16 protein-coding genes are annotated in these 14,160 nt (G+C 64.9%); 8 read left to right on the top strand and 8 right to left on the bottom strand.

The genetic code is table 11. From position 1 onward, the window contains the following. Positions 1-54: 54 nt before the first annotated feature. The 6 genes from J7I89_RS13880 to J7I89_RS13905 all read left to right on the top strand — a co-directional run bounded on the left by J7I89_RS13880 (position 55) and on the right by J7I89_RS13905 (position 6,092). A complete protein-coding gene (locus J7I89_RS13880; protein WP_214971296.1) occupies positions 55-783 on the top strand; it encodes a TetR/AcrR family transcriptional regulator in 729 nt (242 codons plus the stop codon). 57 nt (positions 784-840) lie between these two features. After that, complete coding sequence (locus tag J7I89_RS13885) at positions 841-2,838, top strand: PTS mannitol transporter subunit IICBA (RefSeq protein WP_214971299.1); 1,998 nt, start codon at positions 841-843, stop codon at positions 2,836-2,838. After that, positions 2,838-4,001, top strand: a complete 1,164-nt coding sequence (locus tag J7I89_RS13890) for a mannitol-1-phosphate 5-dehydrogenase (RefSeq protein WP_214971303.1) — start codon at positions 2,838-2,840, stop codon at positions 3,999-4,001. Before J7I89_RS13885 ends, J7I89_RS13890 begins: the two co-directional genes overlap by 1 nt. Before the next feature lie 84 nt (positions 4,002-4,085). Then, positions 4,086-4,514 (top strand): alpha/beta fold hydrolase, encoded by a 429-nt coding sequence (locus J7I89_RS13895; RefSeq protein WP_214971419.1) that lies wholly within the window; start codon positions 4,086-4,088, stop codon positions 4,512-4,514. 13 nt (positions 4,515-4,527) lie between these two features. After that, positions 4,528-5,151: an alpha/beta hydrolase gene (locus tag J7I89_RS13900; RefSeq protein WP_251045313.1), complete on the top strand. Its 624-nt coding sequence runs from the start codon at positions 4,528-4,530 to the stop codon at positions 5,149-5,151. Positions 5,152-5,186: 35 nt separating this feature from the next. Further along, the gene (locus tag J7I89_RS13905) at positions 5,187-6,092 is read left to right on the top strand and encodes an LssY C-terminal domain-containing protein (RefSeq protein ID WP_308159914.1); all 906 of its coding nucleotides are present in this window, start codon (positions 5,187-5,189) and stop codon (positions 6,090-6,092) included. Between the two features lie 23 nt (positions 6,093-6,115). Here J7I89_RS13905 and J7I89_RS13910 read toward each other — a convergent pair whose 3' ends face one another. The 7 genes from J7I89_RS13910 to J7I89_RS13940 form a co-directional block, all read right to left on the bottom strand. Beyond that, entirely contained in the window at positions 6,116-6,358 is a 243-nt protein-coding gene (locus tag J7I89_RS13910) for a CDGSH iron-sulfur domain-containing protein (protein ID WP_214971309.1), read from the bottom strand. Next, on the bottom strand, positions 6,355-7,401 hold the full coding sequence (locus J7I89_RS13915) for a glycosyltransferase family 2 protein (RefSeq protein WP_214971311.1): 1,047 nt from the start codon (positions 7,399-7,401) through the stop codon (positions 6,355-6,357). The genes J7I89_RS13910 and J7I89_RS13915 overlap by 4 nt, the downstream gene beginning before the upstream one ends. Next, positions 7,398-8,456 carry an iron-containing redox enzyme family protein gene (locus tag J7I89_RS13920; RefSeq protein WP_214971314.1) on the bottom strand — a complete coding sequence of 353 codons (1,059 nt, stop codon included), beginning with the start codon at positions 8,454-8,456 and terminating at the stop codon, positions 7,398-7,400. Before J7I89_RS13920 ends, J7I89_RS13915 begins: the two co-directional genes overlap by 4 nt. 71 nt (positions 8,457-8,527) lie before the next feature. Continuing rightward, the gene (locus tag J7I89_RS13925) at positions 8,528-8,986 is read right to left on the bottom strand and encodes a DUF4383 domain-containing protein (RefSeq protein WP_214971317.1); all 459 of its coding nucleotides are present in this window, start codon (positions 8,984-8,986) and stop codon (positions 8,528-8,530) included. A gap of 75 nt (positions 8,987-9,061) precedes the next feature. Further along, complete coding sequence (locus J7I89_RS13930; RefSeq protein ID WP_214971320.1) at positions 9,062-9,397, bottom strand: LuxR family transcriptional regulator; 336 nt, start codon at positions 9,395-9,397, stop codon at positions 9,062-9,064. A 262-nt stretch (positions 9,398-9,659) separates the two neighbouring features. After that, the gene (locus J7I89_RS13935; protein WP_214971323.1) at positions 9,660-10,703 is read right to left on the bottom strand and encodes an NAD(P)-dependent alcohol dehydrogenase; all 1,044 of its coding nucleotides are present in this window, start codon (positions 10,701-10,703) and stop codon (positions 9,660-9,662) included. A gap of 85 nt (positions 10,704-10,788) precedes the next feature. Continuing rightward, positions 10,789-10,926, bottom strand: a complete 138-nt coding sequence (locus J7I89_RS13940) for a hypothetical protein (RefSeq protein ID WP_214971327.1) — start codon at positions 10,924-10,926, stop codon at positions 10,789-10,791. Between the two features lie 253 nt (positions 10,927-11,179). Between J7I89_RS13940 and J7I89_RS13945 the strand changes: the two genes are divergently transcribed. Further along, positions 11,180-12,115, top strand: a complete 936-nt coding sequence (locus J7I89_RS13945) for a helix-turn-helix transcriptional regulator (RefSeq protein WP_214971329.1) — start codon at positions 11,180-11,182, stop codon at positions 12,113-12,115. Positions 12,116-12,156: 41 nt separating this feature from the next. Further along, a complete protein-coding gene (locus tag J7I89_RS13950; RefSeq protein ID WP_214971330.1) occupies positions 12,157-12,561 on the top strand; it encodes a cupin domain-containing protein in 405 nt (134 codons plus the stop codon). Positions 12,562-12,685: 124 nt separating this feature from the next. Here J7I89_RS13950 and J7I89_RS13955 read toward each other — a convergent pair whose 3' ends face one another. After that, positions 12,686-14,125, bottom strand: coding sequence for a sugar porter family MFS transporter (locus J7I89_RS13955; RefSeq protein ID WP_214971332.1), 1,440 nt, complete (start codon positions 14,123-14,125; stop codon positions 12,686-12,688). Positions 14,126-14,160: the final 35 nt, after the last annotated feature.

A 14,160-nucleotide genomic window follows, 5' to 3' on the forward strand; every position in this document is an offset into this window, starting at 1 on the left:
AAGTGTATGTGATGCAGTTCATATAGCGTTGCTATAGGTGCTAGGGTAGCGGTTATGAGTTTCGATGGCCAGCTACCGCCCAAGATGAGGCTGCTGCGTGCGGCAGCAGAGTTGCTGGCCAAGTCCGCGGGAGCACCCGTCTCCACCCGTCAGATCACCCAGCTGGCGGGGGTGACTGCGCCCACCCTGTACCACCACTTTGGTGACAAGGAAGGCCTGTTTGACGCTGTTGTATCCGCGGGTTTTGAAGAATATGTGGCGGGCGAACGGGACTTCGCCCCGTCCGGGCAACCGCTGGAAGATATCCGGCGGATGTGGGACAACCACGTGCAGTTCGGGCTGAACCAGCCGGAACTTTATCTGGTCATGTTCGGTAACATCCGCCCCGAGAGCCGCCCGTCCATCGTTGCCGATGCCGAGGCCCTCATGGAGGAGATGCTGAACAAGGCCGCGGCGGCCGGGCAGCTGAACGTCCAGCCGCGGGAAGCTGCCAGAAGCATCCTGGCTGCCAACGTGGGCGTCACGCTCATGCTGATTGCGGAGCCGGCCACGGAGCGGAACCTCGAACTCTCCACCATGACAAGGGACGCCATGATCTTCGCGGTGTCCACCGACCAAGCAAAGGCTGCGTCACCGGATGACGCCGGCAAATCATCGGTGGTGGTGGCGGCCATCGCCCTGAATGCGGCGCTGCAGGCCTCGCACTCGGACCAGCTGTCCAGCTCGGAACTCAAGCTCTTTCTCGAATGGCTCCACAGGATCTCCAACAGTTCCACCAACTAGTCGTCGAAAATATCGGACCATCCTGCGGTGCAGCAGGAATCACGGTTAGGAAATCACATGGCAACAGAGACAGTTGCAAAACCCCGCACCAGCGTGCGGGTTCACGTCCAGAAGTTCGGGACGTTCCTGTCCGGCATGATCATGCCCAACATCGGGGCGTTCATCGCCTGGGGCATCATCACGGCTCTCTTCATCGAGAAGGGATGGATCCCCGTCCCTGCACTCGGCGGCTTCGGCACCAACGCCGCAGGTGCGCCGAATGTGGGCCTCGTCGGCCCCATGATCACCTACCTTTTGCCTCTCCTGATTGCCTACACCGGCGGCAAGATGGTCTACGACGTCCGCGGCGGCGTCGTTGGCGCCATCGGCACCATGGGCGTCATCGTCGGCGCCGGCATCCCGATGTTCATCGGCGCCATGATCATGGGCCCCCTCGGCGGCTGGACCATGAAGAAGCTCGACGCAATTTGGCACGGGAAGATCCGCCCCGGCTTTGAGATGCTGGTCAACAACTTCTCCGCCGGCATCTGGGGCGCCCTCCTGGCAATGCTTGGCTTCTACGGCATCTCCCCGTTGGTTACGGCCTTCAGTACGGCCGCGGGCAATTTCGTCCAGTTCCTGGTGAACAACGGCCTGCTGCCCCTTACCTCCATTTTCATCGAGCCTGCCAAAGTCCTCTTCCTCAACAACGCCATCAACCACGGCGTGCTCACGCCGCTTGGCGTCCAGCAGTCGCTTCAGCAGGGCAAGTCCATCCTGTTCCTGCTTGAGGCTAATCCCGGCCCGGGCTTCGGCATCCTGCTCGCCTACATGTTCTTTGGCCGTGGCGCGGCAAAGGCCTCAGCTCCCGGCGCCGCGATCATTCAATTCCTCGGCGGTATCCACGAGATTTACTTCCCGTACGTCCTCATGCGCCCGCTGCTGATCCTTGCAGCGATCGCCGGCGGCATGACGGGCATCGCGACACTCGCCGTCACCAACTCCGGCCTCGTCGCTCCGGCGGCTCCGGGATCCATCTTCGCGGTGATCGCCCAGACCTCCCGCGACAGCTACGTCGGAGTGATCCTCTCCGTGCTGCTCGCGACGACGGTTTCCTTCCTCGTGGCGTCGCTGATCCTGCGCACCACCCGCCACAGCGACGAGGGCGATCTCAGCGCCGCTACCAGCCGCATGGAGGACATGAAGGGCAAGAAGAGCTCCGTCGCCTCGGCCCTCACGGGTGCGGGCGCCGGCGGCACGGCGGTCCTGACCCGTCCCATCGAGAACATCGTGTTCGCGTGCGACGCCGGCATGGGTTCCAGCGCCATGGGCGCCTCGGTGCTGCGGAACAAGATCAAGGCGGCGGGTTTCCCGGACGTCAAGGTCACCAACGCGTCCATCGCGAACCTCACGGACACCTACGACGTCGTGATCACGCACCAGGACCTCACCGAGCGGGCGAAGCCCGCCACGGCCAGTGCCGTCCACTACTCCGTAGACAACTTCATGAACAGCCCGCGCTATGACGAGATCGTGGAACTGGTCAAGAGCAGCAACACCCAAGGAACCGCCGACGCCGGTGGCGCAGCTGCTCCCGCAGCCGCCGCTCCCGCAGCAGGGGCAGCGGAAGCCGGCGCCCCGCCGTCGGGCATCCTGGTGGCTGACAGTGTGGTCCTCAACGGCTCCGCCACAACCCGGGACGCCGCGATCGACGAGGCCGGCCAGCTGCTGCTGGCGCGCGGAGCCGTGGATAACGACTACATCCTCGCAATGCACGAGCGGGAGGAATCCGTGTCCACCTACATGGGCAGCTTCCTGGCTATCCCGCACGGCACCAACGCCGCCAAGGACCACATCATGAAATCCGCCGTGTCCGTGATCCGCTACCCGAACGGCATCGACTGGAACGGCAAGGAGGTCAAGTTCGTGGTGGGCGTGGCCGGTATCAACAATGAACACCTCCACATCCTCTCCTCGATCGCGAAGGTCTTCACGAACAAGGCGCAGGTGGCACAGCTTGAGGCCGCAACCTCCGTCGAGGAAGTGCTGGAGCTGTTTGGAAAGGTCAACGCATAGTGAAGGCTGTACATTTTGGCGCCGGAAACATCGGCCGCGGATTCGTCGGGCTGCTGCTGCACGAGGCCGGGTATGAGGTGGTGTTCGCGGACGTTGCGGACGCCCTCATATCCCAGCTTGCCGCGGCGGACAGCTATGCCGTCCACGAGGTGGGGGAGAACCCCACCGTGCGCACCGTGGACAACTTCCGGGCGGTCAACTCCGGCACCCAGGAGGCGCGGCTGATCGAAGAGATCGCGACGGCGGACATCGTCACCACCGCCGTGGGGCCGCACATCCTCAAGTTCGTGGCTCCCGCGATTGCGAAGGGAATTGCCGCCCGGGCCGCAGGAAAGGCGCCGCTTCAGGTAATGGCCTGCGAGAACGCCATCAACGCCACGGACATCCTGCGTGAGGCGATCGTGCAGTCCTGGGATGACGCCGCCGGGCCGCTGGACGAGGCGGCGGTGTTTGCCAACACTGCCGTGGACCGGATCGTGCCCAACCAGGAACCCGGCCAGGGGCTGGACGTCACGGTGGAGACGTTCTACGAATGGGTCATCGACCGCACGCCATTTGGCGGCGCCGCGCCCGTCATTCCGGGCGCCACGTTCGTGGACCGGCTGGGGCCCTACATCGAGCGGAAGCTGTTCACGGTTAATACGGGCCACGCGTCGGCCGCGTACTTCGGGTACGAGGCCGGAGTGGAAAAGATCTCCGAGGCCATGGCGGACCAGGACGTGGCGGCGGACGTGCGGGCCGTGCTCGACGAAACCAAGCAGCTGCTCGTGTCCAAGCACGGCTTCAACCACGACGAGCAGGAAGCCTACGTCCAGAAGATCCTGGGCCGGTTCTCCAACCCGCACCTGCCCGACACCGTGCACCGCGTGGGGCGGGCGCCGCTGCGCAAGCTCAGCCGGCATGAACGGTTCATCGGCCCGGCGGCGGAGCTGGCGGAGCGGGGGATCGTGCCCGAGGCCCTCCTCGGGGCGATCGCCGCCGCCCTGCGCTTCAACGATCCTGCCGACGCCGAGGCCGTGGAGCTCGGGCAGATCCTGTCCGCCTCCTCGCCCGCCGAAGCAACCGAGCGGATCACGGGACTGACGGCGGACCACCCGCTGTTCGCGGCCGTCTGCGGCCTCGTCGAGGAACGCAAGGCAGAGGGCGTCACCGCTCCGGCCTGACCCCTCCCGCAACGCAACCCCAAACGAACGACGCCGGACCCAAGAAGGTGAGTTCCGGCGTCGTTCGTTTTTGGCCACCGTTACCTGCACCGGCTGCACAGGCTACTGGCTGAGACCGCCGACACCTATTCGGTTGACCTTCCCGGCTTCGGAAGTACGCCGAAACCGGACCGCCGGCTGTCGATGGCAGACTATGCCGGCTTCCTTCGGGCAGCCCTGGAGCAGGCAGGCGCAGGCTCCTGCGTGCTGATCGGGCACTCCATGGGGACGCAGTTCGCCGTCGAAGTGGCCAGGCAACAGCCGGGCAGGTTCACGCAGCTGGTTCTGATGGGACCGGTGGTCGATTCCAGACGCCGGACCGTGGCGCGTCAGGCCTTCGACCTGACCGTGGACTGCCTGCTCTTCGAAAGCCCGACTTCCAACCTGCTGGTCGTTACTGACTATTTCCGGTGCGGGCCCCGATGGTCACACCGGCGACCGCAGGCCCATCGTCGTGATTCCGGGGGTGTATGAAAGCCGGCAGTTCATGCTGCCCCTGATTACCGCCCTGCACGGCGCAGGGCACCCCGTGCATGTAGTGACCCTGCTGCAGAGGAACCGGTTGGGCGTACCTGTCGCGGCCCGGTTCGTAGCAGAACACATCGCCGCGGCCGGCCTGAACGATGCGGTGATCGTCGCCCACAGCAAGGGCGGCCTGATCGGGAAGTACATCATGCTTGCCCTGGACCCGGACCAGCGCATCGACCGAATGATCGCCATCTGCACGCCGTTCTCCGGATCGCGCTATGCCCGGTACCTGCTCATCCCGAGTCTTCGCGTTTTCTCACCCCGTAACGCCCTGACCCTGCAGATGGCCCGGGAGGAAGCCATCAACCACCGCATCAGCTCCGTTTACGGCGTCTTTGACCCGCACGTCACCGAAGGCAGCGTCCTGCCGGGAGCCAGGAACATCCGGCTCCCGGCGGCCGGCCATTTCCGGATCCTGGGCGATGCGGGGACTGTTCGAGCCATATTAGAGCAGATAGAGGCGGACTTACCGCCTCCGGCCAGCACGAGTCCCGCGCATAACAACCAGCCCCGGATCCGACAATTTGACAGGCAGACAGGACAGCAGCTCTGGTTGAGGACGGAGCGCATCGGCGGCGCCTGACGCCGAACGCCCTGAGCATGGAAGGAGAACCGCTAGTGCCGCGGGGTAAGGATGACGAGGCTCTTCCTGTAGAGCCGGCTGTTGCGCCGGACCGTGAACGGCCTGACAGTCGTCGGGACCGGAGGCAGAGCCGCTGGGCAACAGTGCTGTCCGTGGGGCAGCGGGTTCTCTATGCAGCAGTCACAGCCGTTGTCGGCTGGGCGGTCTACTACTTCCTGCTCTCCCGCCTGGCACGGGGGCCTGAGCAGGTTTGGGTGTTCCTGCCGGTCTGGCTCATCCTCGCCTACGCCCTGTTGCCGCGCGTGCACAGGATGCTGACCAGTCTTTACATCCCCGACTACTTCATCGGCCGCGCGCGGACCGGCGACGGAGTGCTCGGGGATCCGGTGAATCTAGGGGTCGTCGGGCCTGAGGAGGAGCTGCGGCAGGCAATGCTGGCCGCCGGGTGGACCGAGGCTGACCCCCTGACCGCCGCCACTGCTTGGCGAACCCTTACTTCCACTGTCCTCCGGCGCAGCTATCCTGCTGCGCCGGTCAGTTGGCTGTACGTCTTCGGGCACAAGCAGAATATGGCATTCCAACGTGAGATTGAAGGAAACCCGCGCAAAAGGCACCACGTCCGGTTCTGGAAATGCCCTGAGGGATGGATGCTGCCCGGTGGAATAGCGGTGGATTGGGTGGGCGCCGGAACGTACGACAGAAGCGTCGGCCTGTCCCTCTTCACCTTCCAGATCACTCACAAGATCGCCGACCGCACTGACGAGGAACGCGATTTCATAATCCGGACCCTTCAGGCCTCCAACGCAGTCGAATCAGTGCACATCATCAGGAACTTTTCCTCCGGATATCACCACCGCAATGGTGGCGGCGACTCCATTCGCACTGATGGCCATCTGCCGATCATCGACCTGAACCCTCCGGACCGCCACGGAAGGCCGTAACTGCAATGTTCCCTCAATCCGCGTCAGGGTTGGGACTTGGTGCCTTGAGCGGAATCAATAGGATACTCGGTGCGGAAACCAATCAATTTGTGGGTTCCGTCGCAGTACGGCTTGATCGCCGACGCCCCGCAGCGGCACAGCGCCACGGTTTTCCGCTGCCTCGGCAAGAGATCCCCGGAAGGGGTGACAATTTCAAAGTCTCCGCGGACAATCAGAGGTCCGTCGGGGCAGACCACGATCGAGCCGTCGGCGGGTTCCTGGTTCATGTATGCTCCCTGGTCTGGCTGTCGAATGGGCTGGCGGATGGATTGGGGTGGAGCTTGCCTTCGTGCCGGCGCCGCAGTTCGGTAGGGGAGTGCGCGGCAGTCCTGAGCCGGGTTCCTGAGTAGGGGATGCCGCCGCTCACCCTGAGAAATAGCGCGATCCAGATGCAAAGGGCCCTTTCCATGACCCAAAGCGGGGCGAACCAGCTCGTCCGGGCCGGAAAGGCGCTCCGCCCGTTATGGCGTCTTCTGCCGATCTCGGCAAGAGCCAAGGCGGCGCCTGCGAGGCCGAAAACGGCGGGGGCCCGCCGGTGATGCGGGAGCGCTGCCAAGCCCGCAACAGCAGGCAGCAGGGCAAGTTCCGCGATGAGGCGTCCAGGCTGGGCGAAGTCGTCGTACGCCTGCCGGATGCGCTGGCGGAAGAAGTGCCGGGATGTGGGGGGCCTGCGCGCAACAAACAGGTCCGGCAGCAGTTTTTCGCGCCCTCCGGCGGCCTTGACGGTACGGATCAGTTCGAGGTTCTCAAACAGCACAGCGCTGTAGCCCTCCGTGGCCTGAAGCGCCGCGCGTCGTACGGCTAGAGTGCCTGGGAAATCGCTGGACAAGGCCCGGTTGATGAGCGTCCGTGATGTATCCCAACATGCATGCCACGGCAAGGACGTGAAGTAGTTCTGCGGCCTGGCGACATCGGCGTCGTCAAGGTGATTCACGATGGCGGCGAGCGACTCGGCCGTGTACCGCACGTCGTCGTCGGCAATCACCAGCCTTTCGGCGCCGCTGAGGCGCGCGGCGGTCATCACTGCGGTGACTTTACCGTTGCCGGTTCCCGGAGCAGGCCTGATATGGCGTACGGCCGCCGGGAACAGCGCCCGGTGGCGGGCGAAGAGAGCGGCATCGGAACCGTCTACTACCGTCACCGGGATCCATGCGCAAAGCTCCTCGAGATAGTGAACGAACTCGTCAAGCCCCGAGTCCTCCGCCCAGCGCACCGGCAGGATGTACTCGCCCCGCGGCTCAGCCGTGCCGTGTGCGGCTCCGCCGGTCATGCCGCTGTGGGGAGGCCGGTGCGCAGTGAGGACCTGCCGTTTTCCCAGGCATCCATAATGTGTACGGTGAGCCTGGCGTCAATGGCAAGGACCGCCGTCGCGCCGAATAGGACGTCGGCGAGGAGGCCCGGTTCTGTCTCCACTAGGCCGCCGGCGAGGTCCCTCCCGGCTATCTGCTCGTGGACGGCGTCCGCCTCAACATGCTCATCGAAATAGCCGGTCACATGGGCATCGAAGCCGTGACGCCGGAAACCGCTGCCGTAGAGCTGGTTGGGCCGGGACGACGTCATCTCGTAGATTGCCAGATGTCCCGCGATGGCACCCCGGAGTCTCCGGTTCAGCCCGAACAGGGACATCATGTTCACGCTTGCCAGGGAGATTGCGGGCACCGTGTCCACATAGCAGCCGTAGCGGTCATCCAGCCCGAGTCCCCTCATGGTCCGGGCGAACAGTGCGCTGTGCATACGATCCGGGCGGCCGCCGCCGTACTCGTCAGCCTGAATTTCCACGAGCGCTGCCTTGGCCCGCCCAGCCAGCCGCGGAATGGCCCAAGTGTGGGGGTCGGCTTCCTTCAGCTGATAGATGGACTTATGAATCAGGAATTCACCGAGCTGCTCGAGCGTGGCCTTCTTGGCAACGTAGCGCGACAGGCTCGGCCCGTTGTCGGCCTGCGCCAGTCCGAACAGGAGGGCCGCAACCCCGTCGCTGTCGGGAGCCGCGGCGGACGGAACCCGGTCGGACTCCGGGACTGCCAGTTCAGCTGAGGCTCGCAGGGCATGCTCGAAGGGTTCCTCCAGCAGCTGGCGGATCCTGATCAGTCCTGGATTCCATTCCCAGCGATCATCCACCCCGTCCAGGCCGCCGTAGTGCAGTTCGTAGAGGCACAACAGCGCCAGCTGGACGTCGCCGTCGTCGACGATGTCTTCGACGAGGGGCAACTGCCCCGTGACCAGCTGCTCCAGGCTGGTCTGGGCCACAGGGTCGCCCCCGGGCTCCCCGGCGAGGATGCCGAGCAGCCCGGCGCTGATGGGTCCCCGCGGTTCAGGGATCTTCATGATTCTCCTATGGTCGCGTCAGCTGTGACGGCTACGGAAAGGGACGGCAGTGGTGTTAGAGCGAGGAGGTCTCAGCGTCTGGCGGACGTCCCGCGTGCGGTGTCGCGGGACAGCATCACTGCCAGGGCGATCATGCCGAGGCCGAGGAGAAGGTGCAGCCAGTTGTCCGCGTTGTTGACGGGCACGAAGTTCGCGGGAGTGTCGTGCCCGATCAGGAGGCCGTAGAGCCACAGGACTAGATAGACGACCCCGCCATACAGGAGGAAGTTCCGGGCCTGCGTATGCGTGCGAGCCATGAGGATCCCCGCCACTCCGAAGAGCAGGTGGACGATGTTGTGCAGGACGGAGACCTGGAAGATTCCCAGTAGCAGGGCCTCCGAGCCATGCCCGGCGAAGCCGAGGGAACTGTAGTTGCTGGTGATGCCGGGAATGAATCCCAAGATGCCCACCAACAGGAAGACGGCACCCACTGCCTGGGACGCTTTCTGCAGGTTACTCTTGTGGCCTGTCGTGCGGTTCGTGGTCGCCATGGCGCCTACTCCTTATTTGTTGACTGACTTGATTGGGTGTTTACAGTTCGGCTTCCTTCTTGCACTGCGTAAACCTCAGACCACCGTCTTGTTTCCCCGCCTGCGCCACCAGAACAAGGCCAAGACGAGGGTGATCACAACGACTGCGCCGATGACGTAGGGGGCGTAGTTTGTCCTGTTGGCCTCTGATTCGGCCGGTTCGCCGGTGCCGGGGTTGACCGGGTTGTCCGAGGGTGCGACGGAAGGCGACGGGGTGCTGGCTGCGGGGGTCGAGGTCTGGACAGATGATAAAATATCCGCCGAATACACCGTGCCGGCCCTGGCCGGAGCAGCCGTCGACGGGGCGGCGAATGAAAGAGTGCCGGCGGCGACGATCAGCCCGAGCGTAATCGCGGCGAGAATTCTGCGCATTGATCCTCCTACTCGATTCTTGCTGACAACAGCGAGACCATTTGCTCCCGCAGGAACTGGCACCCGCCACCCGGACATGCGCCGGGAAAATATAGTAAGCATGATTAGCATTAAACACTAAGTAGCCTTGCTTTCCGGCATGTTGATGTCTCGCGGGGTTCCGCACAGCGACCCAGCCGCATAAATACGGCCGCATGCGGGGAATGACGGAAGCGGCCCGCCAGCTGGTGCTGACGGGCCGCTTCCTCTGAAGACTGTGCGGTTAGCTCAGGGTTGCTGTGTCGATGACGAAGCGGTAGCGCACGTCGGAGGCTAGGACGCGTTCGTAGGCTTCGTTGATCTTGTCAGCCGGGATGACCTCGATCTCTGCGCCCAGCTGGTGCTCGGCGCAGAAATCGAGCATTTCCTGGGTCTCGCGGATGCCGCCGATCGCCGATCCGGCGAAGGACCGGCGTCCCATGATGAGTGCGAACGCGTTGACCGGGAGCGGTTCGGCCGGGGCGCCCACGTTCACCAGTGCGCCGTCGAGGGCCAGCAGCTGCAGGTAGGCGCTGATGTCGATCGGGGCGCTGACGGTGTTGATGATCAGGTCGAAGGTGCCGGCGAGGGCTTCGAACGTGGCGGGGTCGCTCGTGGCGAAGTAGGCGTCCGCGCCGAGGCGCAGGCCGTCCTCCATCTTCTTCAGTGACTGGGACAGGACCGTGACGTCGGCGCCCATGGCGTGGGCCTGCTTGACTGCCATGTGTCCGAGTCCGCCAAGGCCGACCACCGCCACCTTCTTGCCGGGACCGGCGCCCCAGTGGCGCAGCGGCGAGTAGGTGGTGATGCCGGCGCAGAGCAGCGGCGCGGCGACGTCGAGGTCGAGGCTGTCCGGGATCCGTACGACGAAGTCCTCGGTCACCACGACGTGCGTGGTGTATCCGCCCTGGGTGATGGTCCCATCGCGGTCGACGGCGCCGTAGGTGCCCGTCATGCCCGCGAGGCAGTACTGCTCCTCGCCCTTCTTGCAGTTGGCGCATTCGCGGCAGGAGTTCACCATGCAGCCGACGCCGACACGGTCGCCAACCTTGTGCTTGGTGACTTCGGCGCCGACTTCGGTGACGATACCGGCGATTTCGTGTCCGGGGGCCAGCGGGTACTGCTGGGGACCCCAGTCGCCGCGGACGGTGTGGATGTCGGAGTGGCAGATTCCGGCGTACTTGATTTCGATCAGCACATCCCGCGGGCCGACGTCGCGGCGTTCGATGGTGGTGGGGACGAGGTCGCCGGTGGCGGACGGTGCGGCGTAGGCGTTAACGGTAAGCATGTTTCTCCTGTGTTGGGGGAGGGATTCGTTTGGTCGGGTGGATGTTGGTCGGGTGAACGGCGTGGGGCCGGACTGCCCGGCAGTCTTAGTGGCGGATGAGCACTTTGAGTGCTTCGCGGTGGGCCACGGCGCGGTAGCCGTCGGGGACGCCGTTAAGGCCCACAGTCCGGTTCAACACTTTGCCGGGCCAGATTGTTCCATTGAGGATGACGACATCCGGCATTGGTTCTGTCCTCTCAATATGTCTCTTATTCAAGAAAACAGGAGTCAGACCCGGTGCGGGAGTCCCTGCTGATCCGGGTACTGGCAGTACCCCCTTGGCCCACCGCCGCTATTGCTGCGCGGGTAGCGCCGTGGTCGATTGTCCTTGGCTGCCCAGCCAGCAAACCGTGCCCCGTAATTGCGTGGAAGGTCCTGCTGATACAGGTAGTGACAGGGCCTCCCTGCGGCTGCGGAAGGCTCCTATGGTGGAAGGCGTGGACAACCGGAATGAGATTCGCCAGTTCTTGGCCTCCAGGCGCGCCAGGATCACCCCCGGCCAGGCCGGGCTGCCCAACTACGGCGGCAGTCGCCGCGTGCCCGGCCTTCGCCGTGAGGAGGTGGCCATGCTCGCAGGGGTGAGCATCGATTACTACATCCGCCTGGAACGGGGAAACCTGAGCGGCGTTTCCGAAAGCGTGCTGGATTCCCTGGTCCGGGCCCTGCAGTTGGACGAGGCCGAACATGCCCACTTGTTCGACCTGGCCCGGGCTGCAGCAGCGTCACCGCGGCCGCGCCGCACGCCCAGGAAGCAGCAGATCAGGCCAAGCATCCAGTTCGCCCTCGATGCGATCACCGGTGCCCCGGCATTCGTGCGCAACGGGCTCTTGGACGTCCTTGGGGCGAACAGGCTCGGCCGCGCCCTGTACTCGGAGATGTACAGCGATCCGGCCAGGCCGGTGAACCACGCCCGGTTCATTTTTCTCAACCCGCGCTCGCACGGTTTCTACCCGGATTGGAAGCGGGCGGCGAACGACACAGTCGCAATTCTGCGCACGGAATCGGGCCGCGACCCGTTCGACCGGGCCCTGTCGGACCTGGTGGGAGAACTCTCCATGCGCAGCGAGGAGTTCCGCACCCTATGGGCGGCGCACAATGTACGCCAGCACTACACCGGGCTCAAGCACTTCCACCACCCCGCCGTCGGGGACCTCCACCTGATGTACGACGCGATGGACCTTTCCGCCGACGCCGGATTGTCGTTGCTGGTCTACACCGCCGAGCCCGGCTCTGCCTCCGAGGACGCGCTGCGGCTTCTGGCGAGTTGGGCTGCGACGCTTGAGCAGGCTGAACAGGCTGAGCAGGCTGAGCAGGCTGCAGCTGAGGTGGCACCGCGCGCCCCAGCCGGCGGTGCCAACAAAGACCAGGCGTGACGCCTCCGCGGCACGCCCTGAACTATCACTAAGGAGAAACATTGGAGATCCAGCCGAAGAAGCCAAGCAACAAGGGACCGGCGGAGATGTTCACCGGCGGCGTCTGGTTCGACGTCATAGCCAAGGGCGACGAGCCCTCACAGCTCCGCGTCAACATGGTCCGCTTCGCCCCGGGCGCCCATACTGCATGGCACTCGCACGCGAACGGCCAGACCCTGCACGTCACCGAAGGCCGCGGCCTGGTCCAGTCCCGCGGCGGCGAGGTCACTGAGATACGCCCCGGCGACACGATCTACACGCCGCCGGGGGAATGGCACTGGCACGGCGCCGCCCCGGAGCACTTCATGGGCCACCTGGCCATGTGGGAAGGCTTGGGCGACGGGCAGGAGGGCCCGGAAACCACGTGGGGTGACCATCTCACCGATGAGGAATACGGCAGCAACTAGGAAGCCCGCACCTGGCGCCCGACGTCGTCTGCCCCCGCAACACAGAAGACGCAAAGCAGAAGACGCCCAGGTTCCTCGGGAACCTGGGCGTCTTCCTTTTCATGCCGGGGGAGCCAAGTGCCGGTCAGACCTTGGCGGACCCCTTGGGAACAAACAGGGTTTCGGCCTGTTCCAGCGACATGCCGTTCGTCTCCGGCACCTTGTACATGACGAAGAAGAACGATGCTGCCGCAAAGAGTGCGTACATGGCGTACGTCAGCGGCAGCGAACCTGCGGCCATCATGGGGAAGCTCAGGGTGATGGCAAAGTTGGCGATCCACTGGGCTGCTGCGGCCAGGCCCAGGGCGCGTGCACGGATCCGGGACGGGAAGATCTCGCCGAGGAGCACCCACACGAGCGGTCCCCAGGATGCGCCGAAGCTGACCACGAAGATGTTGGCGGCCACGAGGGCAACGGGGCCCCAGGCACCGGGAAGGGAGATCTCGGAGCCGGTGCCCGTGGCGGAAGCGAAGGCCAGGGCCATGACGCCGAGGGAAACGGCCATTCCGATCGAGCCGGCCAGCAGGATGGGGCGCCGGCCGATCCGGTCCACGAGGGCGATGGCCACGAGGGTCACCAGGATGTTGGTGACGGACGTTGCCACGGAAATGGTGAGCGAATCCTTCTCCTGGAAGCCCACTGCCTTCCACAGGGTGGTGGAGTAGTAGAAGATCACGTTGATGCCCACGAACTGCTGCAGCACGGAGAGCGTGATGCCGATCCACACCACGGCCTGCAGCCCGAACGTCTTGCCGCGCAGCGAGCCCTTCTTGCCGGCCAGCTGGTCCTCTTCGATGGCCTCACGGATCTCGCGGAGGTGGCGGTCCGTATCCTCGTCCGGCGCGATGGAATCGAAGACCTTGCGGGCTTCGTCTTCCTTGCCCTGGAACACCAGGAAGCGCGGGGACTCGGGGAGGGTGTAGGAGATCAGGCCGTAGACGACGGCGGGCACCGCAGCGGCCAGGAACATCCAGCGCCAGGCCTCGATGCCCAGCCAGAGGGCTTGGTCGGCACCGCCGGCGGCCGTTGCGAACAGCGCATCGGAGAGCAACGCGGCGAAAATACCGCTGGTGATGGCCAGCTGCTGCAGCGAGGCGAGCCGGCCGCGGACGTGGCGCGGTGAGATCTCGGAGATGTAGGCCGGTGCGATCACTGACGCCAGCCCGATGCCAAGGCCGCCCACGAGCCGCCAGAAGACCAGGTCCCAGACGCTGAACGCGAAGCCCGTGCCGATGGCGCTGATCAGGAACAGCAGCGCCCCGAGCTTCATGGCGGGAATGCGGCCGTAGCGGTCGGCCACCTTGCCGGCCATGTACGCGCCGGCGGCGCAGCCGAGTAGCGCTACGGCCACGGCGAATCCGGTGACGCCCTCGCTGAGTGCGAATTCGTCCTTCATGGCGTCGACCGCGCCGTTGACCACGGACGAGTCGAAGCCGAACAGGAAGCCGCCCACGGCGCCGGCAAGCGCCAGCCAAATGACCCGCTGGGGGATCTTGGCGGTTGGTTGCTCGGTGACGGTGGACATGGATCTCCCTGGGGTTTGGGTGTGGGTGGATGCGG

It is taken from the genome of Arthrobacter sp. ISL-5 (genome assembly GCF_018613835.1).
In the GTDB taxonomy this organism is placed as follows: domain Bacteria; phylum Actinomycetota; class Actinomycetes; order Actinomycetales; family Micrococcaceae; genus Arthrobacter.